The 24,770-nt window shown below is 43.2% G+C and carries 25 protein-coding genes; 17 read left to right on the top strand and 8 right to left on the bottom strand.

Annotated elements, in window-relative coordinates; translation table 11 throughout:
• Window positions 1-462 precede the first annotated feature (462 nt).
• Window positions 463-585: an IS3 family transposase gene (locus ACKI39_RS01975; protein WP_407397137.1), complete on the top strand. Its 123-nt coding sequence runs from the start codon at window positions 463-465 to the stop codon at window positions 583-585.
• Window positions 586-671: 86 nt separating this feature from the next.
• On the opposite strand, the gene ACKI39_RS01970 is transcribed toward ACKI39_RS01975, so the two are convergent.
• Both ACKI39_RS01970 and ACKI39_RS01965 read right to left on the bottom strand, forming a co-directional pair.
• On the bottom strand, window positions 672-1,376 hold the full coding sequence (locus tag ACKI39_RS01970) for a hypothetical protein (protein WP_407397135.1): 705 nt from the start codon (window positions 1,374-1,376) through the stop codon (window positions 672-674).
• Window positions 1,377-1,472: 96 nt separating this feature from the next.
• Window positions 1,473-2,693: a porin family protein gene (locus ACKI39_RS01965; RefSeq protein WP_407397133.1), complete on the bottom strand. Its 1,221-nt coding sequence runs from the start codon at window positions 2,691-2,693 to the stop codon at window positions 1,473-1,475.
• 196 nt (window positions 2,694-2,889) lie between these two features.
• On the opposite strand from ACKI39_RS01965, the gene ACKI39_RS01960 reads away from it, so the two are divergent.
• From ACKI39_RS01960 to ACKI39_RS01945, 4 genes are all read left to right on the top strand, one after another.
• The gene (locus ACKI39_RS01960; RefSeq protein ID WP_407397131.1) at window positions 2,890-4,065 is read left to right on the top strand and encodes an IS110 family RNA-guided transposase; all 1,176 of its coding nucleotides are present in this window, start codon (window positions 2,890-2,892) and stop codon (window positions 4,063-4,065) included.
• 49 nt (window positions 4,066-4,114) lie between these two features.
• On the top strand, window positions 4,115-5,182 hold the full coding sequence (locus ACKI39_RS01955; RefSeq protein ID WP_407397129.1) for a DUF2804 domain-containing protein: 1,068 nt from the start codon (window positions 4,115-4,117) through the stop codon (window positions 5,180-5,182).
• 27 nt (window positions 5,183-5,209) lie between these two features.
• The gene (locus ACKI39_RS01950) at window positions 5,210-7,225 is read left to right on the top strand and encodes a hypothetical protein (protein WP_407397128.1); all 2,016 of its coding nucleotides are present in this window, start codon (window positions 5,210-5,212) and stop codon (window positions 7,223-7,225) included.
• A 91-nt stretch (window positions 7,226-7,316) separates the two neighbouring features.
• Entirely contained in the window at window positions 7,317-8,048 is a 732-nt protein-coding gene (locus ACKI39_RS01945) for a class I SAM-dependent methyltransferase (RefSeq protein WP_407397126.1), read from the top strand.
• Window positions 8,049-8,054: 6 nt separating this feature from the next.
• Here the strand turns inward: ACKI39_RS01945 and ACKI39_RS01940 are convergent, their stop codons facing one another.
• From ACKI39_RS01940 to ACKI39_RS01925, 4 genes are read right to left on the bottom strand one after another with little or no spacing between them, the layout of a single operon-like run.
• Window positions 8,055-8,975, bottom strand: a complete 921-nt coding sequence (locus ACKI39_RS01940; RefSeq protein WP_407397124.1) for a PSP1 domain-containing protein — start codon at window positions 8,973-8,975, stop codon at window positions 8,055-8,057.
• Between the two features lie 29 nt (window positions 8,976-9,004).
• Window positions 9,005-9,556 carry a YaaR family protein gene (locus ACKI39_RS01935; protein WP_407397122.1) on the bottom strand — a complete coding sequence of 184 codons (552 nt, stop codon included), beginning with the start codon at window positions 9,554-9,556 and terminating at the stop codon, window positions 9,005-9,007.
• A gap of 1 nt (window position 9,557) precedes the next feature.
• Entirely contained in the window at window positions 9,558-9,971 is a 414-nt protein-coding gene (locus ACKI39_RS01930) for a bactofilin family protein (RefSeq protein WP_407397120.1), read from the bottom strand.
• Window positions 9,972-9,975: 4 nt separating this feature from the next.
• Complete coding sequence (locus tag ACKI39_RS01925; RefSeq protein WP_407397118.1) at window positions 9,976-10,989, bottom strand: M23 family metallopeptidase; 1,014 nt, start codon at window positions 10,987-10,989, stop codon at window positions 9,976-9,978.
• Window positions 10,990-11,201: 212 nt separating this feature from the next.
• On the opposite strand from ACKI39_RS01925, the gene ACKI39_RS01920 reads away from it, so the two are divergent.
• The 11 genes from ACKI39_RS01920 (at window position 11,202) to ACKI39_RS01870 (ending at window position 22,123) form a co-directional block, all read left to right on the top strand.
• A complete protein-coding gene (locus ACKI39_RS01920; RefSeq protein ID WP_407397116.1) occupies window positions 11,202-12,005 on the top strand; it encodes a TatD family hydrolase in 804 nt (267 codons plus the stop codon).
• 29 nt (window positions 12,006-12,034) lie between these two features.
• The gene (dusB, locus tag ACKI39_RS01915) at window positions 12,035-13,048 is read left to right on the top strand and encodes a tRNA dihydrouridine synthase DusB (RefSeq protein ID WP_407397139.1); all 1,014 of its coding nucleotides are present in this window, start codon (window positions 12,035-12,037) and stop codon (window positions 13,046-13,048) included.
• A gap of 40 nt (window positions 13,049-13,088) precedes the next feature.
• The gene (locus ACKI39_RS01910) at window positions 13,089-14,666 is read left to right on the top strand and encodes a DUF5312 family protein (protein ID WP_407397114.1); all 1,578 of its coding nucleotides are present in this window, start codon (window positions 13,089-13,091) and stop codon (window positions 14,664-14,666) included.
• The gene (dgcA, locus tag ACKI39_RS01905) at window positions 14,666-15,793 is read left to right on the top strand and encodes a diguanylate cyclase DgcA (RefSeq protein ID WP_407397112.1); all 1,128 of its coding nucleotides are present in this window, start codon (window positions 14,666-14,668) and stop codon (window positions 15,791-15,793) included. Before ACKI39_RS01910 ends, dgcA begins: the two co-directional genes overlap by 1 nt.
• 11 nt (window positions 15,794-15,804) lie before the next feature.
• Window positions 15,805-16,425: a rhomboid family intramembrane serine protease gene (locus ACKI39_RS01900; RefSeq protein WP_407397110.1), complete on the top strand. Its 621-nt coding sequence runs from the start codon at window positions 15,805-15,807 to the stop codon at window positions 16,423-16,425.
• Between the two features lie 7 nt (window positions 16,426-16,432).
• Window positions 16,433-17,170, top strand: a complete 738-nt coding sequence (locus tag ACKI39_RS01895) for a hypothetical protein (protein WP_407397108.1) — start codon at window positions 16,433-16,435, stop codon at window positions 17,168-17,170.
• Window positions 17,171-17,195: 25 nt separating this feature from the next.
• A complete protein-coding gene (locus ACKI39_RS01890) occupies window positions 17,196-17,636 on the top strand; it encodes a hypothetical protein (protein ID WP_407397106.1) in 441 nt (146 codons plus the stop codon).
• A gap of 124 nt (window positions 17,637-17,760) precedes the next feature.
• Complete coding sequence (gene pheS, locus ACKI39_RS01885) at window positions 17,761-19,320, top strand: phenylalanine--tRNA ligase subunit alpha (RefSeq protein WP_318692097.1); 1,560 nt, start codon at window positions 17,761-17,763, stop codon at window positions 19,318-19,320.
• An 8-nt stretch (window positions 19,321-19,328) separates the two neighbouring features.
• Window positions 19,329-20,252, top strand: coding sequence for a hypothetical protein (locus ACKI39_RS01880; protein WP_407397104.1), 924 nt, complete (start codon window positions 19,329-19,331; stop codon window positions 20,250-20,252).
• 63 nt (window positions 20,253-20,315) lie between these two features.
• On the top strand, window positions 20,316-21,665 hold the full coding sequence (radA, locus tag ACKI39_RS01875; protein WP_407397102.1) for a DNA repair protein RadA: 1,350 nt from the start codon (window positions 20,316-20,318) through the stop codon (window positions 21,663-21,665).
• Between the two features lie 47 nt (window positions 21,666-21,712).
• Complete coding sequence (locus ACKI39_RS01870; protein ID WP_407397100.1) at window positions 21,713-22,123, top strand: GxxExxY protein; 411 nt, start codon at window positions 21,713-21,715, stop codon at window positions 22,121-22,123.
• 293 nt (window positions 22,124-22,416) lie between these two features.
• Here ACKI39_RS01870 and ACKI39_RS01865 read toward each other — a convergent pair whose 3' ends face one another.
• The gene (locus ACKI39_RS01865) at window positions 22,417-23,070 is read right to left on the bottom strand and encodes an SDR family NAD(P)-dependent oxidoreductase (RefSeq protein ID WP_407397098.1); all 654 of its coding nucleotides are present in this window, start codon (window positions 23,068-23,070) and stop codon (window positions 22,417-22,419) included.
• 22 nt (window positions 23,071-23,092) lie between these two features.
• Window positions 23,093-23,827, bottom strand: coding sequence for a VUT family protein (locus ACKI39_RS01860; protein ID WP_407397096.1), 735 nt, complete (start codon window positions 23,825-23,827; stop codon window positions 23,093-23,095).
• Window positions 23,828-23,920: 93 nt separating this feature from the next.
• Between ACKI39_RS01860 and pgsA the strand changes: the two genes are divergently transcribed.
• On the top strand, window positions 23,921-24,538 hold the full coding sequence (gene pgsA, locus ACKI39_RS01855; protein WP_407397094.1) for a CDP-diacylglycerol--glycerol-3-phosphate 3-phosphatidyltransferase: 618 nt from the start codon (window positions 23,921-23,923) through the stop codon (window positions 24,536-24,538).
• Window positions 24,539-24,770 lie beyond the last annotated feature (232 nt).

Below are 24,770 nucleotides of genomic sequence, written 5' to 3'. Positions count from 1 at the left end.
GCAAAGTGCACGGGACTGCCCCTAGATGAAGTCGAGGAGATTTCTAAGACCAATCCGTAGACAGTTGGTAGCAAATAAAAATGACTGTCCAATAAGTATATTTTTCGGTGGTTGAGCGTTACGCTGCGCCCCACGCATCTGACAGTGAGTCTCAGGAGCTGAGAATTTTAGCAGATCTATGAACTGCTGTTTCTCAGTTTATTTTTTCCTGGAGTAAATGTTATGTTCTTCAATATTGGATGTGTATACAAATGAAATTATTTCTTATGATTTATCGCTCAATCCAAACATGGAACAGTTAAAACATATGCTGAATTATGCCTTTGAAAAGTTTCATAAAGTCAAATGAGTTATTTTTCATTCAGACTAAGGATGACAATATCAGCATAATTATTACAGGGCAGCCTTGATTGAGCATGGAATTATTCAATCTATGTTACGTAAAGGAAAGAGCTATGAAAATTGCGTTATGGTCATGAAAAAGATTTCAAATCTTTTGAAGAGTTTTCTGTGATAATCGTAGATTACATAGACTATTATAACATCAAATTAATTCAGGTAAAACAAAATGGATGCCTCCTGTAAAATACAGAGAAGCATCCATCAGTTCCGCCTAGTTCATAATATGTGTTCAGGATTATGGGTACATATCAGACAAGTCAGGGAAACTTCTACTTTTCTATATAATCTTCTTCCCCATCAGCTGTTTTATCATTGTCTTCTAGATAATCATCACCAGCATAATTGACAACAAGGTCCTGCATGCCCTTAGAGATTGTCTCTTCAGAAAGAGCTTCGGCAAGGTCCTTTAACTCTGCACGTGTAAAGTAGAGAATTGCTCCAGAATATTCGGGTGCAATTCCATCCTTTGTCTCTTCAGATTTTATGGAATGTACCCTTATGGCAAAATAGGGTGATTTTCCAAAAAATATATATCCAAAGTCGGCCTTTGGATGAGCTGTCATGTTATATGAAAATGCCCCCCAGTCAATTTTCATTCTGGCCTGACCATACTGGGGTTCAAATTTTGTCTTTTTACGGTTGAGGTTCTTTGCTTCATAGTCAGCTAGATAAGCCTTATATGCTTCTATTAAGGTGTTTCTACCATCTACATCAAATATCAGACGTTCCTTCAATCCTAACTTTTTGTAATGAAGGCTTGCAGTATTCTTTCTTGGATTGAACTTTACAATGAAATCCTGGGCTGAAAGATCTGAACTTGCCATCTTCTTTGTTTTAAGAGTTCCTGATCCTATTTCAAATTCATCAAAGGAACCAAGTTTTGTTTCCGTAATATGATCTTTAATTCTTTTTTTTGCAGCAAATCCTGAGGCTAATGCCGCTGCAAGAATGATGCCTACGATAATTTTTTTCATGATTTACTCCATTTCATATAAAAAGAAAACCCCTGGGGATGAGCCAGGGGTCCGCTTTATCAACAGAATGTCAATTCGGCATTTAACAACGGTAAATTAGAGTCCGAGAGAGATAACAACTGGAACTGCCCACTGTGTAGACTTTGATGTTGTATCTGCCTTTGGATTCTTGATTCCTGAAAGACCGCTAGCCTGTCCAAGAACGTTTGTCTGCATTTCGAATCCACAGAATACGTTTGCAGCACCTACAGACTTGTTGAGACCTGCCATAGCGAATACAGAAGATTCGTTGATCTTAGCATCACCGCATTTGCGTTCTGCAAGGTAGCTTACTTCTGCTGCGAGGCTGAGACCATCTTCAATCTTGTATGTTACACCTGCACCAAACTGCATTCCAGGCTTGATTGCTTCATCGCCAGTGTTGTCCTTCTTGTAGTTCTGTGCAAGGAGTACCTTAGCGTTAGCCATAACTGTGAGTTCATCAGATACTGCATAAGAAGCACCGAGACCGATCTTCATATCTGTACCTGCCTTAACTGAATATACTCCATCTTTAAGAGCTACACCACCAAGATCCTTGTCCATGATTGGGAATGTAATACCAACACCAACCCAGAGGTTTTCAACAGCTGTAAGGTCAAATGCAGCTTCGATGTCGCCTGTGTACTTCTTCTTGCTTCCAGCAACATCTTCTTCTGTATTCTTTCCGATGAACTGTGCCTTTACAACACCTACACCGTCGATTTTGTAGCCGAAACCAGCCTGTGCTCTAGCGTAAACGTTAGAAACCTGGTCATCTGACTTGTCCTCGTCTTTAGATGCGAAATCTTTTGAAAGTGGAACTGCTGCGAATACTGTAAGTGCATCGTTTGCATATTCTACAAGAGCACCTGTTCCTGCGTAGTTCTTGAAGAGAAGATCTTCACCGATTGCAAAAGAAGAACGGATTACATCCCAACCTGGAAGACATGCGTTTCCACGGAGTGCATTGTATTCAACCTTACCAGCGATTACCTTAACTTCATCAAGAGGCTTGATCCAGAAGTGTGCGTTTTCACCAGTTTCTGCTTCACCGTTTGTGTTGTTGCGGTAAGCCATGCTGAAACCAGCCTTTCCTTCTGCATCTGAACCATTGATGTCCATACCGATTGTACGTCCCCAACCACCCCATGACTGGTTCTGGCCGGCAACTGTCTTGTCTCCGTTGCTAGCGATAGGAACGAGAATTGCACGTCCCCATGATCCGAATGTGATTTCTGCGAAAGCAGATGTTGTCAATGCTGCTGCTGCAGCTACTGCGATAAGAGTCTTTTTCATCTCTTAGCCTCCTTAAAAGGAAGCAAAGAGAAAAATTTGATTTAAGTTTCTATTTATGTTACTTTCAAATCCAAGAATTACCCTAGGTGTATCCTAATGGCCTCCTTGGGACTATGATCCCGTAAATAAGACCAGGACCCCTGCCATGGCAGTTTACCATGGTTGTGGTAATTCTTGTTCTTTTTAAAGGTTTACTATGTATATAATAGGAATTGACATCGCAAAAAAAAGTCATCAGGCAGTGATCATTGATTCAGATGGTCACCAGAAAAGCAAAAACTTCAGATTTGCAAATACGACGGAAGGATTTTCCATTCTTATTTCCAGAATTGAAGAAGTGGACAAGGACTATTCGAATTTCGAAATCGGAATGGAAGCAACGGGACATTACTGGATCAACCTGTACACAAGACTCATCGACAAAGGATTTCGGGTGCATGTAATAAATCCATTGCAGTCAGATGCCCTAAGAAACCTGTATTTAAGAAAGACAAAGACAGATTCCGTGGACTCAAAGCTCATAGCCAATGTAATACGGTTTGGGCAGTATACGGAAACTCGTCTGACTGATGATAAGCTGATGACTGTAAGAGAACTTTCAAGACAGAGATTCTATCTTGTAGATATGAATTCAGATTTAAAAAGAAAGATCGTGGTCATAATGGACAAAATTTTCCCCGAATTCCAGGAAATTTTTTCTGATATGTTTGGAAAGACCTCATGTGCCATACTGAAAAGATGTCCGTCATCAAAAGAAGTACAGGAGATTCCCTTTGATGAATTTTCTGCAATTATTAAAAGAGCCAGCCGAGGTAGATTCAATGAAGGAAAGGCTCAGGCCATTAAGCTTGCCGCACAGGATTCCTTCAGCGCCTTGATGGACCATACTCCTCTTTCCTTTCTTGTCAAGCAGATGGTGGAGCAGATAGAACTCCTTGAAAAACAGATAGAATCCCTTGAAAAAGTGATCTCTGAGATTTTCAGCCATTTCAATACAAAAATCACTCAGATTCCTGGCATCGGACCAATCCTTGGTGCTGTGATTCTTAGTGAGATCGGTGACATAAACAGATTCAGTTCATCAAAGAAACTTGTTGCTTTTGCAGGCATAGATCCTTCAATAAAACAGTCGGGAGAATTCATAAGTTCTGAAAACCATATGTCAAAGCGTGGATCCCCTTATCTCAGGAGAGCTCTTTGGATAGCCAGCTTCGTCAACGTGAACCATAACAAGGAAATCATAAAATTGTACGGTAAGAAAGTAAGCAATGGCAAAGGCCACTACAAGACCATGGGATTCCTGTGCCACAAATTGCTGAATGTTGTATATGCCGTCCTGAAAAACAACGCTGATTATGTTCCATTGCAATAGTTGCCTTCTCAAAGTTATCGCTATATAATAGTAGAAAAGAGGCATTTTATTGTACACAAGAGAAATAACAGAGACTCCTGATACACTGGTAAAGAATTACAAGCCTGTGTTTGGAACTTTCAAGGGACATCCCAAAAGACTGGACATCAGAGGTGTTTTTAAACCTTACGGAACTGTTCCTCTTCCTACATTCATAACCAATCTCCGCATAAAAAGCCGTCTTACATTTTCCTTTGACATCGGTGACTATATAGGTCGCATTTCCTTTGTAGATGCTAAGATCATCGGTTATTCAGAGGTGATTTTCTGGAACAAAAATACAAACCAGAAATTCGTCTATCACTCAGTCATGAGCATGAGAAAACGCTTTGTTCCCCATGATCTGGAATTTGCTTCGACCACCAGTTTTTCACGAAAGCGATATACAAGAATCAGTTGGGACAGAAACCATGGAAAGCTTTCCGTTGTTTTTGACCTTAACGGGGATTCCGTAAGACCAAACGCCCACGGTGCCCTTTCTGCAGATTTCACAGACGAACAGTTCGCTGAATTGACTTGCTCCAGACCCAATCCAACATCCAGAAGATGTTCAGCACTCTACAATTGCACTCTTCCAGTCCATGGAACATTGACCCTTGCCTACAGGAACGGTGAAACAAAAACCATGGCGGATTGCACAGGTGTTTCAAATTTCAATATTTCAAGAACATACATGAAATTCCGTTCTCACGGAGAATTTGTTGAATGCTTCAGCACGGTAAAGGGAAAAAACATTTCATTCCGTATAGCCGCTGAATCCCACGATGCAGCAAACATCGAAAGATACAACCTCAACATGCTTTTCTACAATGGAAAGGCAACTCCTCTTCCACCTGTTGTCATAAGCCACAATATGGGAATCAACGGGCCGTGGGTCATTCAGGATACGGAGAACATGGTGGACCTTACATTCACACCTGTTTCTTCCAACGTAAAGAAAATCAGCGCGATAATATTGAGAACCGTCTACAGAAGTATCTATGGAACTTTTGAAGGCACTGTGGTCACGGCGGATGGTGAGAAAATAACATTCAAATCATTGCCAGGATTAGCCGAAAATTACTTGATAAGACTTTAAAACTTTTCAAGTTTCCAGGAGGCATGCATGCCAGACACAAATTCGCCTAAGCGTACCCTTGAACCAGGAACACTCGATAAAACTAGAAAAAACATTGGTCCGATAGATGATAAGGAAGCTGCAGAAATGCAGAAAATTCTAGGAGGAGAAATCCTTAAGGAAAGATCTGCTCCTATGGATACTTCCAACATGCCTAAAAGAAGGTCGCATCATGAGCCTGTCGTAAGGGCTTCTGGAAAGATGGCTTCGGATATTTCATCTGCAAGCGCAAGCTTTGGATCATCTTCGTCTGCTGCCTTTGTAGGTGGAAGACCAGCTGGGGGAAAGAAAGTGAAAACTGATGAAGATTTGCCTGAGATTTCGGCTCGCGAACTTAAGCTTATGGACCGTTGCATGATGTCTGCGGCATATAACATCAAACCTGATTTTGGTCTTTTCAATTTCCTTTTCAGGATGTCTGCAAAGAATAAGGAAAAGGTTCAGAAGAATCTTGGAGAGTATATCATCAAGCGTCATGTCGACCACATCCAGGCTTTTGTTACTACGATAAAGACATTCATTCAGATTTCTCCTGATCCATACAAGGCAAAGATCGCGACTGAAACCGACCTTAAATTCAAATTCCTTAGAACGATTGGAAAATGGCAGATAAAGGATCTTAAGGTTCTTGCTCTGGAAATGGAAGGTTCTGCAGATATCCTTACAGTTCCGATGCTCATCCCGATCGTGCGTTCAATCTATCGTCTTCTCCTTACCGTCTACTATATCGGTGACCAGCAGGTTTCCGCACTCATCCGTGAAATCTATTCCGACCTGGGAACATATACAAATTCAGACAAGGCAAAGCTTCAGGGGCTTGCAAAGCAGGGACTTACAGAATGGCTTTATCTGCATGACCAGGTGATCAAGGGATTCTATCCTCTTCTTATGAGAATGTGTTCTGCTGAATATGTTGAATTCCCTGATTTCTTCAAGGTTAAGATTGCGGAGATCCTTAAGTTCCTTGGAATCTCAAAATTCGATCTCCTTCTTCCAGAAAAGAAAAAGCCTGCGGAAGCAAAGCCAGAAGAAAAGAAAGAGGAAAAGAAAAAGGAAGCACGCAAGATTGCAGGCGAAAAGAACGAAGTCGTCACCATGGGCTTGAGAATTCTTGACCAGCTTTTCCCTGGTGCTGGATTCCTCCATCTTGAAAATCATCCAGATCTTTATCCATATTTCCAGCCGATCTACAACTTTGTCGATGGCTTCAACGTTGTTCATCCTGAAAATCCTTTGCAGGTAACAGTTGTGCTTATCCTCATTCTTGAAGATTGCTTCAAGGGTTGCCGCAACATCAAGTTCAACATTGAAGCTGATGAGGTGCTTGGAGCCATTCCTGACAGACTCGATGCATGTATGAGCGATTGGGTTTCTTACTACGAGGATCTTTTTGGAAAGAAGCTTGGGGACTATCTCCGTACATTCGTAAACACCCTCTATTCCCAGAAGGACTATGCACAGACAAATTTTGGAAAGGAAAACCTCAACAACATCCTCTGGCGTATGAAATATTTCTTCCTTCCACATTTCAAGTTCAACGCACCTGTTCTTCAGAAGCCTATCAACGATACCAAGTACAAGCCTTTCTTTGGAAGAACAGATTACATCCGCACCGTATTTACGACCCTTACCCGCAGAATCGATGAAAATTCCGCTGGCAAGAAAACGGTTCTTGGAGTGATGAATCCTTGGGACAGATATAACTTTGATCTTCCAAATCCTATCTCAAAAAGAATAGATGTTCTTCTTGGTGCCAAGAGGGAAGCTTCTGTAACCGCCGCAACAAACGCAAACCTCATCAAATATACATACTGCATCATGTCTGTTCTTGACTGGTGGGTAAACAATCCTGCAAGCCCAGCCTATGCGACTGATCCGATGAATCTTTACCGTATCAATGCGGCTGACGGTGCACCTCAGTTCTCAGTTGAATTGAGGACTGACCAGAACCAGCTTTTTGCTGATGGCGTAAAGAAAGCAATCGAAGCAAGAAAGAATAAATAGTAAATATTCATAAACTGAAAGTTCTGCTGCAAAAAAAACGGCAGAACTTTTTTAATTTGCGTTTTTAAAAATCTGACCTTATAATTGATTCATGCGTTCAATTAAAAATCTGGTAGAATATTATGATGAACTGTTTCCAGTAACGGAAGCAAAGAAAAGTTTTCTTTCAAATTTCGCAGGTGAATTCAAGACACCCGTGCACTTCCTTTCGATCCAATGCGGTACTGGTCTTTTGGAAAACCATCTGGCTAGGCAAGGTCATGATGTCACAGGCATTGAAAATGCTGAGGAACTCCTGCAGGCTGCAAATCTCCGTAGAAGAAGCCAGCTTATGTTCATCCGTTTCTTTCAGATGTTCATTCCTGACATTGCAAAATTTCTTGGCAAGTCCTTCTACAATGTAATCTATGTCATGAACAATCGTCTCATGTTCTTTCCTGGTGCTGAAGCAATACAGAATTTCATGTGTGATGCAAAAAAACTTCTTGCGCCTCAAGGAATCCTTGTCTTTGAGATGGTCAACTTTGAGAAATTTGGAGACAGCAAGCTGGTTACCTTGAAGACAAGGGAAAGCGTGCGCTCAAAACTTTTTACAGAAATATTGACCGACGAAAACGGGGAAAGGACTGTAAGCATAAATGTCGAAAACAGCTCTGAGAAGATTCTTCCTGTACTCTCGAATGTACCAGTCTATCCTGTGACGCCGACGGAACTTGAACACTTTGCGGAAAAAGCAGGTTTCTCCAGTGCGGAATTCTATGCGGATTTTGAAAAGAGTCCCTTCAACGGAAATGAAGAGTCCTATGTAGTCGTAATTAAATAGCGTTTTCTAGTTGATCTTCCAGCGGTTTCCGTCACGGGAAAATCTTTTTGCGTTGACTTCAAGTATTCTGCCATCTTCACCAGACATTTTCACCATGGATGTGATTGGATTCACTTCTGTAACGCGAAAGTTGGTGTCATCATAATAAAGTCTTATGCCTTCGTTTGGAAGTCTCTTTCTTGCCTCTGAGTACCAGTCATATTCGTAGCTAAGGCAGCAAAGAAGTCTTCCACACTGTCCGCTTATTTTCATTGAGTTGAGGCTAAGGTTCTGGTCCTTTGCCATGCGGATGCTGACAGGTCTAAGCTTGTCGCTGATGCAGTTGCAGCAATATGGTCTTCCGCAGACTCCCAGTCCACCAGTGATTCGGCTTTCATCACGTACCCCAATCTGGCGGAGTTCAATCCTCATCTTAAAGATCGATACGAGATCCTTTACGAGATCACGGAAGTCAACGCGGTTTTCGCTCGAGAAGAAGAAAAGGGCTTTCTGTTCACCTACAAGGAAATGAACGGTGATAAGCTTCATGTCCAGCTTGTGGAAAGCAACCTTTTCCTTGAATTTTGAAAAAGCGTCCTTTTCCGTTTCCTTGAGACGCTCAGCTTTCTCAAGGTCTTCCTTTGTGGCGATTCTTGAAATCTCAACAACATCGGAAGGTTTTATTCCTACAGGAGATTTTGAAAGCCCAAGGTTCTTTGCAAGGTCAAGTCCGTAACGCGTAGGAATGATGACGTCATCCCCGTCGCTGATCTTCATTCCCTGCGGAACTGTCGCATAGATTCCTTCAAAAGAATAGGCAAGACGAAGCTTGTAGAGTTCCTTTGGAAAAACATAATCTTCGTTGCCTGTGTCCTGCGTGATGTTGTCTTCGAGTGAAGAAAGGTCTTCACTTTCTTTATATATATCGTTCTCAAAAATATCTGACATTGTAATTTCCTATGGTTGTATTTTAACATTCAAGAGGCATAAAGGTCTACCAAAAGACCCTTCAGCTCGTTTATTCTTTCAAGCATTCCCAAGGTCTTTCTATGAATGTCGTTTGCGGGATTTATCAGCCATCTTGCCATCTCGTCCAGTTTCTCGTTTATGATGTTTATCTGGCAATGTGGTTCACGCTGGACACCACGCCTGAATGCCCTGTTTTTTTTCTTGAATTCAAGATTGTGTTTGACCACATACCTCATGAAATTGGTGACCTTTTTTCTGTAGTCGGCAAAAACATCTGGTGTCTGATGATCCTTCAGGACGTCGGCAGCTGAATCAGCCTGATCCCTTAACCAGACGGCAGCTTCTTCAAGCTCCATCTCTGCAATTTCGATGGGGAAACCATCCTGGGTAAACTGAACCTGTGCCTGTGCTTTTTCAAAGAGAGATGCAAAGATGCTTTTCTTTTGTGTGGTCTTCTCTGTCTTTTTTTCTTTTGATGCCTGTGCGGCCTGCTGGACTGCGGCGGACTGTGCTGCCTGAAAATAAATGGCCGATGAATTGTTGATTCCGTCTACTGCCATGCTAGATCCTGACAGACATGGAGCTGATTGCCTTTACATTCTCCCATTCAGAGGATGCCTTTTCGTAGTCCGCCGTCTCAACCCTTGAGATGCAGTGTCCATGAATGATGACGTTCTCTTCTGAATAGAGTTTCTTTGTCTGGATGTCGCCGATTACCGCACTTGTTGAAAGAAGCCTGATGAACTCAGGAGCGACGATGTTTCCGATCACTATGCCGCCGATGATCGTAACGGACCGTCCTGTAACGTTTCCGCGGATCCTAGCGTTCTCACCGATTATGATGTTTCCTGCTGCCTCAAGGTTACCGTCGATGTCACCGTCGATTCTTGCAAAACCATTGATCTTTACATCGCCCTTGACTGAAGAACCGCTTCCTAGAATGCTGTTGATGGAAATGTTGTCTGTAAGTGCCATTTGCTTATTTTACGTTAATGTATTTTGCTGGATCTACAACGTCTGAACCGATATGAACTTCATAGTGAAGATGAGGTCCAGTTGAAATACCTGTGTTGCCGATTGTACCTATGATCTGCCTCTGGTTTACGATGTCACCTTTCTTGACGCGTGTTGTCGCAAGATGCGCATAGCGAGTGTAGATACCGTACTTATGCTTGATGATGATAAAGTTACCGAAGTCATCAGAATAGCCTACGGTAACAATCTGACCGTTGGCAGTTGCGATGATAGGATCTCCACTTCTCCATGTAGAGAAGTCCAAACCCTTGTGGATGTACCACTGCTGCGTGATTGGATGAACGTTCTGACCGAATTCCATCGAGATATGACCGATGCCGTTCTTGATTGGCCAAACGTTCGGAATGTCAGAGAAAAGTGTTCCCTGGTTTTCGAGCATCTTTCCAATCTGTTCAACAGGACGTACCGCGTTTTCAAGATATGATGTAAGCTGACGAATATCCGAAGTTTCCTTGAGGGAACCAGATGTGATGTCTTGAGTGTCAAACAGGGACGAAAGGTCCGAATTCTTTCCTGTTGATTTTGATGTCTGCGTGCTCTGGTTGATGCCGAGAAGTGAAAGAGACTGGCTCAATGAAGACTGGAATCTCTTTGCAGTCTGAAGAAGGTTGTTGTTCTCGTCACGGAGCTCATCAAGGCTGGCAAGGGTTTCGCGGTTCTCTTCCCTAAGGCGTGAAATCTCTGCCCCGGAAGAATTGTTCCTGTGGTTGAAGTAGACGAAGGAACATGCAATTCCACAGATGACAGCAAGACCGAGCACCAGAGCAAATACATTTGTCTGGACACTCATTACCTTTCCATTTGAATGCGGCACGATCATGAGGGTAAGCTTGCCATCAAAGAATTTAACGACACGCATAAAGATTCTGAACGCAGATGCAAAGAAAGCACCGAATGCGTGCATGATGCGTGAGACTAAGTTCTTTTCAAGACGTTTGAATTTGCGTGTGTGTGCCACGTATTACCTCAATTAGGCCATTATACCAAACACTCGTTAGTGTTTTCAAGTGATTTCCATGTGCCCACCCTTGCAAGAAAAGGTTTGACTTGAAAATACTACTATGGTATCCTTAGAGTATTATCGGTTAAATAACTCGTAATGTAATGGAATTCTGAAAGGTTTCCTTTCAGAATTTTTTTTATCTATCTGTAATCTAAAAAGGAAAAGCCATGCAATTATTTGATACTCATGCCCATATCGGGTTGATCTACAATGACCCGATCAGACAAATCAGTGTTATTCAGCAAGCCAAGCTTGCAGGTGTTGCACGCATCATCAGCATCAATAACAGCCTCTATGACTTCAAGAAAGAATATCCATACCTTAAATCCCAGAAGGGAATTTACCATGCAGTAGGTGTAGCACCTTCTGAAATCATGGCTCCAGGAAAGGATTGGGCAAAGACAATTGAAGAAAGCGCACAGCTTCCAAATGTTGTTGCCATCGGTGAAACTGGTCTTGATTACTGCAAGAAATACGGAGACAAGAGAACTCAGATAGAATTCTTCATCTCCCAGCTTGATATTGCCCAGAAATACGACAAGCCTGTCATCGTCCATAACCGAGAGGCTGGAAAGGACATACTTGAAATCCTAAAGGACAGAATTCCTTCAAAGGGTGCCGTATTCCACTGCTACAGCGAGAATGCAGCCTATGCCCTGGAATGTCTTGAAGCAGGTCTTAACGTATACTTCTCATTTGCAGGAAACCTTACATACCGCAATGCAAGGAATCTCCATGAGACCGTCTTTGCCTTGAAGGATGCAGGTGCAACGGACAGAATCCTCATTGAAACAGAAAGTCCGTTCATGGCTCCTGCCGCAAAGAAAGATGAAAGAACAATGCCAGCTTTCCTTCCATATACAGCTAAGTTCCTTGCAGAAATGCTTGAAATGGATGTTGAATCCCTTGCCGCAATGTTATGGACAAACAGCTGCAGGTTCTTTGGTCTTCCAGAAGGCAAGAACCATTAGGAAAAACACGTCTTAGCGGTTCCCGTGACATGAGTGCTTTGTACCATCCCGTAGACATAGGGTCTCTCCATCTTGAAGGAAACCTCTTCCTTGCTCCCATCGCTGGCTATAGCGACAGGGCGTTCAGAAGTCTTTGCGTTGATTGCGGCGCTTCCTTTTGCACTACCGAAATGGTAAGCGCAGAGGCTCTTACCCGCGGCAACATAAAGACAGCCGACCTTATGGCACGAGCTCCAAATGAAAAAAGCTATGCCGTCCAGATTTTCGGAGGTACCGCTGAAGTCATGGCGGCGGCGACAAAGATAGTTCTTGAAAAAACTACATGTGAAAGCATCGACATCAATGGCGGTTGTCCTGTTCCTAAGATAGTCAAATCAGGTGCAGGAAGCATGCTTACGAAAGAAACCGACAGGCTTTTTTCTATTGTAAAGGCAGTAAAGGACTCTTCCATGGAATATGCGAAGGAGCATCCAGAGAGGGGAAATGTTCCTGTCACCATAAAGATCCGAAGCGGATGGGACAGCGAGCATATGACCTGGAGCGAAAACCTTGAGGCTGCCATAGAAGCTGGTGCCGATGCCCTTACGATCCATGCAAGGACAAGGGCTCAGGGGTATGCTGGCAAGGCGGACTGGGAGCTTCAGGCAAGGCTTGTGGAACAATCTGCCAAGAGAATCCCGATTTTCGGCAGTGGTGATGCCTTTACCCCAGAAACTGCAGAGCGGATGCTCAAGGAAACAGGTTGCGACGGCGTGATGTTTGCCCGCGGTGCCATGGGAGATCCTTTCCTGTTCCGCAGGACCATACAGTATCTCACCGAAGGTAATTATATGGAAGAAACCGTGGCAGAGCGCATTGCCGCAGGATTCCGTGAGCTTGAAGTCAACATTGACCAGTTTGGCGAAAAGGGAGCCTGCCTTCAGATGCGAAAGAAATTCTGCGCATATTCAAGCGGCATCAAGGGCGGAGCTCAGATTCGTGCCAAGCTGGTCCGTGCAGAAACAGAAAAAGACTACCGCGACATCCTTTCCGATTTTCTGTGATACTTGTTAACATCAGTCCAACACAGTATAATGAACAAATATGAGTTTTCTGCAGAAAATTTCAGATTTTTTTCAGTCATTGTTCTCTCCTAATTCACCTGAATCCATCCAGCGTCAGGCAGTAAGGAAGATTGAAAACGATTTGAAGGTGCTTGCGCCCAATCTTTACAGAAACGGACTTATTCAACCTGAATTTGCAGAGACCCTCAGAATTCTTTTCCAGAACACAGATCCAATCCTTGATATACTTTCACAGACATTGTGCTCGACAGACCTCGAATGCTCAAGAAAATATGAAGAGCAGCTTCTGCTCACTGGCTTTTCCGAAGAAGCAAAGGATACCCTCGAGGAATTTGCCTACGACAAGAGAAAGTCAGGCGCAATGCAGGCAGAATCCATCATCAGGTACTTTGAAGGCGAACACAGAAAGCTTGAAAAGGTAATACGCGAACTCAATTCCCAGGAATTCATCAAGATTGACGTTACATTGGATAAGATAAAGCAATTGAACGATATCTGCCGTTTCAGCTATGTGACTGCCCTAAAGGTCTTTGACAACGGCTTCAGCACAAAGCTGGACTACACTCCTGACTTCCAGGCTCTTCCTCCAGACCTTCTTGAAAACAGCCTTCTTGACCTCTACTTTGTCATTGCAGACATGGACATCACCAATTCCGTGTACAATGCCGTGCTTGCCTTGGCTAAGCTTACAAAGGGTGGTTCCGTAAGTGATTCCTATGCTTCAGGACTCAAGGACAACTTCAAGAAAATCCAGAGCATAGTCAAGCATATCTTTACAAAGGATGTGCTCATGTACCTCATCCGCATCGCAAAGAAGAACTGTGAATTCATTCCAGACCGTGCTGTCTACAAAGGAAACGGAAGGCAGAAATATGCCGACTATCTTGAAAACAGGTTCCGCGTGGACGAAGCCCGTCTTAAAAGCGAGATCCAGGATGCTACCATAAGCAACGAAATAAACCAGATCTTCGGTCAGATCCAGCTGGTTCCAGTCGTCGGTTACAGCAAGGAACTGGATAATCAGCTTCGCCAGAGCACGCCTTGTTCATTCCTTTGGATTACTCCTATGCAGCTTCTCAAGAACTTCGTGAAATTTTACTTCATTGAACATGTCAAACCGCTCCTTAACGACATCGTAATCGAAGGCTTCTTCATGAATCAGTCCTACAAGTCTGAATTTTCATCGGCAGTCTTTGCGCTCAATGATGCCGCGGAACGAATCGAAGCTTTTGAGGCAAAATTCAAGCGTGGCAGTGTCTTTGACGAGGCAAACATCACATCCCTCATCCGAGACAGCCACAAGGACCAGTCTTTTGAATCCACCCTCAAGGATATGATCGACAGGGTAAACAAGACTGCAAAGGAAGTCATTCAGACGGAGACGACCAACATATTCCAGCTTTACAAGAAAATAAACGACATCATCGTAGAATCAAAAAAACCAAGCTCCGATGTAATACAGAATCTTAAGGTGCTTATGATTTCTTCCAGAAACAGGGAGAATTCAGACTTCATGGAAAACCAATACGGACAGTGGAAGGTTTTTCTTGAAATAATGAAGAATTATGTTATAATCGGTTCAATAGAGAAGAAATAATGGCTAAAAAAGTTAAAGGAAAGGGGTCTGCCGATATATCAGCTGTAAGCAGCACCGAAGAAAAAGAAAACGAAGTTATCGCAGAGTTTGAGAAGCATATCTATGACCTTCAGCAGATGCTCGAAATTTCGCGTTCGTTCTGTACTACCATCGAACTTAATCCTCTTGTAGAATCCATTCTCTATATTGCCATGGCACAGATGCGCGTTACAGGTGCTGGTATCTTCGTCATCGATGAACTCAACAATGATGATGGATATGTTCTTTCCGACCACTATAGCGGTATCGCCATCGATCCAACCATTGAGTACAAAATTCCAGTCGAGTCCAAGCTTGTGGAATTCTTCACCCAGTCAAACAACGTATTTACCCTCAAGGAGCTTAGGGAATATGTTCCTGGATGCAAGGATTTTGATATGCTCGAGACCCTCAATCCGTCTCTTATCGTACCGCTCATCCTAAAGAACCGTCTTAACGGCATCCTTGTCATGGGTGAACGCATCTATATCGACGGAATGGAAACTGCATATACAAACTATGAAAGGGATGAGATCCAGACCATCGCATCCCTTGCTTCCGTGGCTGTCCATAACGCATCCCTCATCGAACAGGCTTCGACGGACATGATGACCCACCTTAAACTCAAGTTCTTTTTCTTCAATATATTGGAGGACAAACTGGACAATGCCTTTGCCCAGAATGAAAAGCTGAGCATCCTCATGTTTGACATCGATTTTTTCAAGAAGTTCAACGATACATACGGACATGCCTGCGGTGACTATGTCCTTCAGCATGTTGCAAAGATCATCAAGGACAGCATTCGCGACGAAGACATGGCCTGCCGTTATGGCGGTGAGGAATTTACCGTAATGCTCTGCAACACGGATGTTGAAGGCGCATATCTGGTTGCCGAAAGAATCCGCAAAAGAATAGAAGAAACAGTTCTTGTATACGAAAACAACGAGATGCATCTTACCATTTCTGGTGGTATTTCCGTGTTCTCCGTTGATGAAAATCCTGTGCGTTCCGCAAAAGTTCTCGTCGATCAGGCGGACAAGGCGCTCTATGTCTCAAAGGAAAACGGAAGAAACCGTATTTCCGTTGCAGACGGTGAAGAAATCAAATAAAATACAGGTAAATGAATTTACTGAAAAAACCTTTCCGCTATGTATTTGTGAATGCCACCATGGCAATTGTTTTCATCAATATTGCAGCACTTTTCCTCATTCAGATGATACCTCGTTCTTCCCTTTACCTTGGGCTTTCCTTTGCGGGGCTTAGACTTCATTACTTCTGGCAGCCTGTGACATATCTTTTTGTCCATGGTGGATGGCGTCATATCCTTTTCAACATGATAGCCCTGTTTTTTTTCGGAATACCTTTTGAGAAGGCTGTAGGTACAAAGGAATTCCTTCTTTTCTATTTTGTGTGCGGAATCCTTGACGGTCTTTTCTGCATGGCGGTCTACTGGTTCCTTGGAATGAATATCCTGCTGATAGGTGCCAGTGGTGCGATCTATGCGGTTCTTTTTGCCTATGCAGTAATCTTTCCCCGTAACGTGATCTACATCTGGGGAATCATTCCAGTCCAGGCTCCATTGCTCGTTCTGGTCTACGCGGTGATTGAATTCATCAGTCAGTTTACAGGCAGCGGCGGAATTTCTCATGTTGCCCATCTAAGCGGTCTGTTACTTGCCTGGCTCTATTTTGTTATACGAATGGGAGTGCATCCGCTGAAAGTGTGGAGAGACAACCTGTAGGAAACTTATGAACAGAAGGTTACTTTACATCCTGATTTCCATTTTCCTCCTGATTTTTTCACCTTTGGCTTTGGTTGCTCAGGTCCAGGAACAGAGTGAACAGCTCAGGATTCTTGTATGGGCAGATCTGGATGCCTTTCCTGGCAGCTTTGAAGAGACGGGAGAAGCAAAGGAAACAGAGCCCAAGAAAAAGGAAGGTCAGGATCAGTTTCAGAAGATGTTCGGTTTTGCGATCGAGCGTTCAAAACAGGTGGCACCGTTCCTTCTTAACGGCATGATCAACGGCTGGAAATTCGAATATACTCCCTACGATAAGCGTCGCGGCGTAAAGGAATATTGGGAATTCGACGAGATAAAGCCCTTTGACAAGACGATGAATCCAATTGAATTCCACGATCCAGAAGCGGTGGAAGGTAAGCTTTTGAGCCGTGTCTACTGCAACAGGACAAAGCAGCAGCAGGTTGAATACAAACGGTGGACTTCCATCGTTCATCCCCATGTAAAAGGTGTAGGCAGAGGCTCTGTCGAAAAGGGTTTTGACGGGATAAAGGAAGCCTGCAGTATGGCATTGAAAGATGCTGTACGTGAATACTGGAGGACATTGGAAAAGAACAAGCCCAAGGAAATTTCGGGCACAGTTCTTCTCATCAGGGATCCAAGGATCTATGTCAGGAACGGCCAATATGTGGTCGACCTTGATTTTTTCCTTGAAACTGATAGAATAATTAAATACACACAATTTTAATGTGTTCTAACAAAGGAGGAATCACATGAAAAAGATATTTACACTCGCTGCAGTAGCATTGTTTGCTCTCGGTTCAATTTTTGCACAGGATGCAGATGCAATCCTCGCAGAAGTAGCTGCAGAAGATTCAAAGGACGATCCTAACGCTACACAGATCATCATGCTTGAAGACAGCGATCTTTACAAGGAACTTCACCCAAAGGCAAAGAACGTAACACTTCGCATTGACTACACACCACTTACTGGCGAAGCAATCTTCCAGTATACATGTATCCGTTCGTCTTATGAAAAGGGAGAAGCAATGAATGTTGCTATGGCTGTATACCAGGATTTTGCTGTTGAACACAAGTACAAGCACTACCGCTATGCTGACTACAAGAAGGGAACTTTTGGCGTAGAAAAGCATTACAAGGAAGGAAAGATTCCTTACGTTACTTATTCTTCAAGAGTAATCTTCACAAAGTAAGACAAGTCTTCATTGCAGGCTGAACCTGGCGCCCATGTTTGCCTAAACAAAAGGTTGTCAGGTATCCTCTGCCTGCAATGAAGAAATATTTCTCAGCAAAATTTTTTTCAGGCAGAACAAAAAAATGGCAGACTTAAAATCATTCATCAAAAACCTTCATCCTCTCGAGACAAAGATTCTCCTTCATTACAGCCTAAAGGATGAACTCACATCAACAAGACTTGAAACAGAACTCGGATTCAAGGCGGGCCACGCAAACCAGGCATTCAGCTGGCTTAGCGGAAAGAAGCTTTTGGCAGAAACATCCCGCACACCACATACATATTTTGAACTTACAGACTTCGGACGCAAGATCCTCAAGGAAGGTTTTGCAGAAGAAAGAATCATCAACTTCCTTAAAGATAATGGACCACATACACTTCCAGAAATCGCAACAAAGCTTGCTCTTGAAAACAAGGATGTAGGTTCAGCATTCGGTTCATTGAGCAAGGACAATGTTCTTGGCATGACAGAAGACAAGAGGGCAGAATATAAGGGCGGAGAACTTCCTGCTCGTTTTGCTCTTGCAAAGGCACTCATTGAAAAGGCAAGCAAGGCAGAAAATTCAACTCTTGATGCCGCTAACCTTTCAAAAGAAGAAATCGAAACAATGGGCGGTCTCACAAAGAAGCGCGGTATTTCTGAAACACCTTTCAAGACAATCGAGCGCGAGACTGTTGCATATAAACTTACGGAAGCATTTACTGCGGTTGCAGAAGCCCTCAAGAGCGCTGGAATCACAGGAAACGAAATCGGAGAAATCACTCCTTCACTCATCACATCAGGTGACTGGAAGAAGGGAACATTCCGCGGATACAACATCACGATTCCTCCTGCACGCATCATTCCAGGACGCACAAATCCATACGTTCAGTTCCTTGAAAGCGTAAAGGACAAGCTCTGTTCACTTGGTTTCCAGGAATTCGACGGACCTCTCGTAGAAACAGAATTCTGGAACGGTGATGCACTCTTCATGCCACAGTTCCACGCAGCACGCGACATCCACGATGTATACCGCATCAAGACACCAACACACGCAAAGTCAATTGAAGAACCATATCTGAGCAATGTTGCAGCAGTTCATCGCGACGGTGGAAACACAGGCAGCCGTGGCTGGAACTACAGCTTTGACAACGAATTCACACGCCGCCTCATCATGAGAAGCCAGGGTACAGTTCTTTCTGCACACCAGCTTCATAAGGCAGAAGTTCCAGGCAAGTACTTCGGTATTGCACGCTGCTTCCGCTACGACAAGGTAGACGCAACACACCTTTCTGACTTCTATCAGACGGAAGGTATCGTTCTTGGAGAAGAAGCAAACCTCAAGACCCTCCTCGGCTTCCTTGAGATGTTTGCCGTAGAAATCGCGGGAGCAACAGATGTTAAGTATGTTCCTGGTTACTTCCCATTTACAGAACCTTCAATCGAAGTTCACATCAAGCATCCAAAGCTCGGCTGGTTCGAGCTCGGTGGCTCAGGAATTTTCAGACCTGAAGTTACAAAGCCAATGGGTATCGATGTTCCTGTTCTTGCATGGGGTATCGGTATTGACCGTATGGCTCTTATGGCTCTTGGTCTCAATGACCTTCGTGAATTGTTCTGTGAGGACATCGAACGAGTAAGGCTTAGAAGAGCAAAATTTTAGGACAATGCATGGCAGAAGAGTTTGTTTCAAAAGAAAATCCTGTATTCGGTAGGAAAGTATTCTTTATCAATGCCTCGTTCAATATCGAGCAGCTTGCCAAAGGCAAGCTAAGAAACATGGAGTATGAGACATACCTTATTGAAGACTTTAGGCAGGCAAAATGCATCCTGCGTCAGAATCCAGACTCCATCTGCCTTGTAAACCTTGACCATGTAGATGAAAAATCTCTTACGGTCATTCAGTATCTGAACTTCATCCTTTCATGTGAAGAGGATGAGACTCTTGCCACCATCTTTTTTGGAGTTCTTTCAATCAACACTTCTCCAAAGCAGATGAATCTTTTCTTCTATAATGCAAAGCTCCCTTGCGGATATGTTCCAGCATCTCCTAACAGGGAAGACTTTGCGGAAACACTTTCCTGCATTCTTGATGTTAACGGAGCAAAGGGACGCCGACAGTATGTGCGTGCTACCTGTGAAGTAAGTGGAAATGCTTTCATCAGCATAGCAATGAAAAGCGGAGAAATGCAGTTGCCTTTGGTCGATTTCAGTTCTGTTGGTCTTGCCTGTAAAATTCCAGATAAACTGTGCGGAGTCATCCCCCCTAACACAAGTTTTCCAAAGGTTGATCTTTGGCTCTACGGCGTAAAACTCCCAGCCCCTCTTGTCATTCTCAAGGAATTCAAGAAGGGAGACATAAATGTTCTTGTAACTCTCTTCGCAAAGAACGTTACCACAGAGGTGAAGAACAAGGTACGCAGCTACGTTTTTAGAATCCTTGAAGGTAACATCGACAAACAGGCGGACTACGCAAATCCAGACGAAACGGTCTATCCTCTTGAACTCAAGAAAAAAAGTATGGTCGTAAACATGGATGATCTTCCTACTGCTGATGATGTTGGCGATGCTGGGGAACTGGAAGAAATCCTCTAGGCCACCTTTTCAGATTTAAGCTTTCTGGTGGCATAATTCCTTTTTATTTCTTATATTTTACTCATGGCAAAGAAGAAATCTACTATAGTCTATAAATGTTCGTCATGTGGCTATACACAGCCAGCCTGGCTTGGTCGTTGTCCTGGTTGCGGAGAATGGAATACTCTTGAAGAATGCATGACAGATCCAAATGCATCTTCTGCAAGATTGAATGCAGATGGTACTGCAGTAAAGGTAAAGCCAGTTCCAATGGCAAGAATTTCTGCACAGGAAAATGAACGGATATTTACAGGCAACCCAGAATTCGACCGAGTGCTTGGTGGAGGCGCAACAAAGCGGAGTGCAGTCCTCATCGGCGGCGAACCTGGAATCGGAAAATCCACCCTGCTTATCCAGACAGCCGCAGGAATGCTTAGCAAAGGAAGAGTCCTCTATGTTTCAGGTGAGGAATCTGCAGGACAGATAAAAGGCCGTGCTAACAGACTTGGGCTTAATGTAGATGCAGTGGAAATTCTCTGTACCCTTCGTCTTGAAGATATTCTTGATGCCCTTGATTCTTTAAAGCCTGCAGTTGTGATAATAGATTCAATCCAGACCGTGTACTCTGCGGAATGTGGAATTGTTCCAGGTACCGTAAACCAGCTCAAGTATTGCGCCAACGAATTGATAGGGTGGGTAAAGGAAAGGGACAGCGTTCTGTTTATGACCGCCCATGTTACAAAAGACGGAATAATAGCAGGGCCTAAATCCCTCGAACACATGGTTGATACGGTCCTTTCTTTTGAGCGCACAAAAGATGAAGTAAGGTTTCTTCGTGCCCAGAAAAACCGTTTTGGTTCAGTAGACGAACTTGGCATTTTCGAAATGGAAAGCACAGGATTAAAATGCATAACAGACCCAAGCGCACTTTTCATCACACGCAGAAAAGGAGAGACTCCAGCTGGAGTAGCCTGCGCAAGTGTCTTTGAGGGAACCCGTGTATTTATAGTAGAGATTCAAGCTTTGACAGTTCCTGCGAAGGCGGCGGTCAACAGAGTCTACAGCGACAAGATAGATACCGCCCGCGTAAGCCGTGTGGCCGCAGTTCTTGAAAAAAGACTCGGGATAAAATTCAGCGACCAGGACCTTTACATAAATGTTGCAGGTGGAGTTCGTTTGACGGAAAGTGCCATTGACGCCGCCCTCGCCGCAGCCCTCTACAGCGCAAGAACTGACCTTCCTCTTCCAGAAAAATCCGTAGTCATCGGAGAACTTTCCCTTGCAGGAGAAGTACGTCCCGTGACAAAGCAGAAGCAGCGCATAAAAGCAGCCCGAGATTTAGGCTTTGAAAAGCTGACAGTTCCAGAAAAAGATCAGGGTGCTGCAGTTACAGAAAATGTCCGTGACCTTATCAAGGTGCTCTTCGGAAAATAATAGTTGTCACACGGATTCGATTTTCCTACGGAAAATCATGGAGGAAAATGGAGCTGAAATTTGAAGACATGACAGGATTGATTATTCAAGCCTGCATGAATGTTCATAGGGAATTAGGAAGTGGTTTTCTGAAACCTGTTTATCAAGATGCTCTTGCCATTGAATTCAAGACAATGGGAATTAAATTTGTAAGAGAAGCAAAGATTGAAATCTATTACAAAGGGATAAAACTCGATAAGGGATACTTTGCAGATTTTATATGTTTCGACGAAATTATTGTTGAATTGAAAGCAGTGACACAGTTAGTAAGTGCGCACAAAGCTCAGGTAATAAACTATTTGAAAGGTACAAATAAGCAAATTGGTTTACTGATAAATTTCGGAAGTAATTCCCTTAAGTGGGAGCGAATATCAAGATTTGAAAAAAGGGATGCCGTTAGGCAGCCCGAATCAGTGTGACAGACATAAAAAAATATCACACGGATTCGATTTTCCTACGGAAAATCATAAGGGGAAAATGGATTAATATTCCAAGAGCGAAATCTTTACGGTTTGACAGAGTTATCAATTCTGACATTCGATGAATTTCTACATCAAAAATGAAGACCTGCAGAAAGACAGAGGTGCGGAATGACAAATCCCTGCGTGTATGGGCAATATCAAAGCGTAAAAAAAGGGATGCCGTTAGGCAGCCCGAATCAGTGTGACTGACAAAGTGAAGTCCGTAGGACTGAACAAATCCGATGGAAAACTTATTCTGGCCAGATGAATTTTGCACCGCAGGTGTTTTCTCCGTTGTCTACTATTATGTCTATGCCCGTAGCGGACTTGTTTTCCACTGCAAGAAAATAAATCCACCTTGCAATTTCTTCTGGTTCAGCCCATTTCTTCATTGGCGTCAGGTCCATGATCTGGTTCCAAAGCTTTTCATCTTCCATCACGGGTAAATTCATTTCAGTTCGTACTCCGCCTGGAGAAATGCTGTTTGCAGTAGCCCCCTGTGGAGCAAGACGGCTTGCAAGATTTTTTGTATATGCAAGTATCCCGCCTTTACTTGCCGCATACTCGCCGAATTCAGCACCCGTATGGGCACTCGTAGAGGCAACGTTCACAACAGCCCTGGTATTCCTGCTGATGTAGAATTCAGAAATCTTAATCGTTCCCTTTAAGTTGATTTCTATATCGTTGCAGTTCTGTACTCCCGCGTTGTTTATGATAACTTCAATGCCATCAAGTTCAGGAAAGGTATTTTCGTCTGAAACGTCGGCAATATGGTGAGTGTAGTTCATGTGGTCAATGGAAGAACCAAGGACATCAAGTCCTGCAACTTCATGTCCTTTATCAAGAAAATACTCTGCAGTAGCCTTGCCGATTCCCTTTGCTGTTCCAGTAATTAAAATTTTCAATTTGCGGTGCCTCTTTGTTTTACTAGCAATATTTTTCTATGTATTCCTTTCCTACATTGTCTCTTTCCCATGCAAGGACAACCTTGTAGCAAAATGGAGAAAGTATGACTTCAAAAAGAAGTTCTGCAATTCCGCCTGTAATTGAACAGGTAACTGCCTGCAATGGAGTCCATCCAAAAAAGTGAACGCTTACCACAAATGCAAATACCATGTTGTCCACAAACTGTCCAAGGAAAGTTGAGACAATGGAGCGTGCAGCATAGGCCTTGAAATTACTTTTTTCAAAAAGTTTCCCGATCGTAACGTTCATGAAATTGTTGAACATCGTTGAGATGATGATTGCCAATGTGCTTCCGAAAACCACAAACCAGGAACCGCAGAAAATACTGTTCACCGCTTCGTTCAGTTCTGGAACAGGCATTCCGTCTGGTCCGTAGCAGGTGCTCCAGTCACCAGGAATTTTCGATGCCGCAAAGAAAAGCAACACGACAAAGAGATTCAGCGTGATCGCAACAAAACTTACAATGTTTGCGGCTTTTGCACCAAATCGTTTGACGATGATGTCCATTACGGCAAAAGCGACCCATGAAAAAATGAAACCAGAATCCAACGCAAGCCACGAAGGCAGTCCGTTGATGCTTTTGTTTGCAAGAAGATTCATTGCGATGAGAGATGCTACGAAAAATGCGAGCAACCACGATGGAATGGAATGTAAAAGAGTGGAAATTTCCCTGATCCTGGCTTTTATTGATGCCATAATCAACCCCCTAGTTTTGATTTTTTAGTTGCAGGATGGTAGGAACGAACTGCAACTTGTATTTAATGTTGTTAACCATTATACTTATTTGTCATGAAAACGTCCAACAAATTCACAGTGGCGAGAGTTTTTAGTTCGCCAATTTTGTTTCTCATATATTTCATTCCTGTATGGACTAAGGCTGAGCCGGGAAGTGTTCTTGCAATTGCATCCATGGTTCTTTCAATTCCTCTTCTTGCCGCAGCTGAACTCACAGATTATTTTGACGGACACTATGCAAGACTTCACAATGAAGTAAGTGATTTTGGAAAGATGTTCGATCCTTTTGCGGATGTTTTCCTCCATCTTTCAATGTTCACCTGTTTCGTATTCTCAGGTTACATGCCTGTATGTTTTTACATTCCGATTCTTTATCGTGAATTCAGTCAGAACTTCTTGAGAATGGTTGCTGCTAAAAGCGGAACAGCCATCGCTGCCCGTCAAGGTGGAAAGGTGAAGACTGTTTTCTATGTTGCATCCTGCTTTGTTGCCCTTGCTCAGGAAACACTTGTTCGTACGGGTCTTGTAGAAATCTTTGGTCTGAATAATTTTGTGATGGATATCTTTAGGTATGTAGGATACGGCTTCTTTGGTGTTTGTGTTCTTCTTGCCTATACTTCGTTCATTGACTACCTGAAGAACTTCGGCAAGATACTTAAAGAAAATATCTGACGTCAAGTTTTTTTTTCTTCACTATATTGAACGCATTTCAGGTTCTAAAAAAATTGGAATTTGAGGTGCGTTTTTGCTTTTAAAAGGTCAATTTTTATTTTTCTGCGGTTATATATATATGTAAACATCGAGAAAGGCGCTTCTCGAAATTCATATGACCGAGGTTAATAGTGAAAGAAAAACGACGGCAGAGGATCCTTGAGATAATCAGGAACCTGAGGCTGATGGACGA

Source organism: Treponema sp. (assembly GCF_045641405.1).
Taxonomy (GTDB): Bacteria; Spirochaetota; Spirochaetia; order Treponematales; family Treponemataceae; genus Treponema_D.
The sequence above is the reverse complement of the archived record's forward strand: the minus strand, read 5'-3'. Positions and strand labels throughout refer to the sequence as shown.

What these genes read in the sequence shown, in the direction of transcription:
- ACKI39_RS01970 (WP_407397135.1), bottom strand. Translation starts at nt 1,376, where the DNA reads ATGAAAAAAATTATCGTAGGCATCATTCTTGCAGCGGCATTAGCCTCA.
- ACKI39_RS01965 (WP_407397133.1), bottom strand. Translation starts at nt 2,693, where the DNA reads ATGAAAAAGACTCTTATCGCAGTAGCTGCAGCAGCAGCATTGACAACA.
- ACKI39_RS01960 (WP_407397131.1), top strand. Translation starts at nt 2,890, where the DNA reads ATGTATATAATAGGAATTGACATCGCAAAAAAAAGTCATCAGGCAGTG.
- ACKI39_RS01950 (WP_407397128.1), top strand. Translation starts at nt 5,210, where the DNA reads ATGCCAGACACAAATTCGCCTAAGCGTACCCTTGAACCAGGAACACTC.
- ACKI39_RS01945 (WP_407397126.1), top strand. Translation starts at nt 7,317, where the DNA reads ATGCGTTCAATTAAAAATCTGGTAGAATATTATGATGAACTGTTTCCA.
- ACKI39_RS01940 (WP_407397124.1), bottom strand. Translation starts at nt 8,975, where the DNA reads ATGTCAGATATTTTTGAGAACGATATATATAAAGAAAGTGAAGACCTT.
- ACKI39_RS01935 (WP_407397122.1), bottom strand. Translation starts at nt 9,556, where the DNA reads ATGGCAGTAGACGGAATCAACAATTCATCGGCCATTTATTTTCAGGCA.
- ACKI39_RS01930 (WP_407397120.1), bottom strand. Translation starts at nt 9,971, where the DNA reads ATGGCACTTACAGACAACATTTCCATCAACAGCATTCTAGGAAGCGGT.
- ACKI39_RS01920 (WP_407397116.1), top strand. Translation starts at nt 11,202, where the DNA reads ATGCAATTATTTGATACTCATGCCCATATCGGGTTGATCTACAATGAC.
- dusB (WP_407397139.1), top strand. Translation starts at nt 12,035, where the DNA reads ATGAGTGCTTTGTACCATCCCGTAGACATAGGGTCTCTCCATCTTGAA.
- ACKI39_RS01910 (WP_407397114.1), top strand. Translation starts at nt 13,089, where the DNA reads ATGAGTTTTCTGCAGAAAATTTCAGATTTTTTTCAGTCATTGTTCTCT.
- dgcA (WP_407397112.1), top strand. Translation starts at nt 14,666, where the DNA reads ATGGCTAAAAAAGTTAAAGGAAAGGGGTCTGCCGATATATCAGCTGTA.
- ACKI39_RS01900 (WP_407397110.1), top strand. Translation starts at nt 15,805, where the DNA reads ATGAATTTACTGAAAAAACCTTTCCGCTATGTATTTGTGAATGCCACC.
- ACKI39_RS01895 (WP_407397108.1), top strand. Translation starts at nt 16,433, where the DNA reads ATGAACAGAAGGTTACTTTACATCCTGATTTCCATTTTCCTCCTGATT.
- ACKI39_RS01890 (WP_407397106.1), top strand. Translation starts at nt 17,196, where the DNA reads ATGAAAAAGATATTTACACTCGCTGCAGTAGCATTGTTTGCTCTCGGT.
- pheS (WP_318692097.1), top strand. Translation starts at nt 17,761, where the DNA reads ATGGCAGACTTAAAATCATTCATCAAAAACCTTCATCCTCTCGAGACA.
- ACKI39_RS01880 (WP_407397104.1), top strand. Translation starts at nt 19,329, where the DNA reads ATGGCAGAAGAGTTTGTTTCAAAAGAAAATCCTGTATTCGGTAGGAAA.
- radA (WP_407397102.1), top strand. Translation starts at nt 20,316, where the DNA reads ATGGCAAAGAAGAAATCTACTATAGTCTATAAATGTTCGTCATGTGGC.
- ACKI39_RS01870 (WP_407397100.1), top strand. Translation starts at nt 21,713, where the DNA reads ATGGAGCTGAAATTTGAAGACATGACAGGATTGATTATTCAAGCCTGC.
- ACKI39_RS01860 (WP_407397096.1), bottom strand. Translation starts at nt 23,827, where the DNA reads ATGGCATCAATAAAAGCCAGGATCAGGGAAATTTCCACTCTTTTACAT.
- pgsA (WP_407397094.1), top strand. Translation starts at nt 23,921, where the DNA reads ATGAAAACGTCCAACAAATTCACAGTGGCGAGAGTTTTTAGTTCGCCA.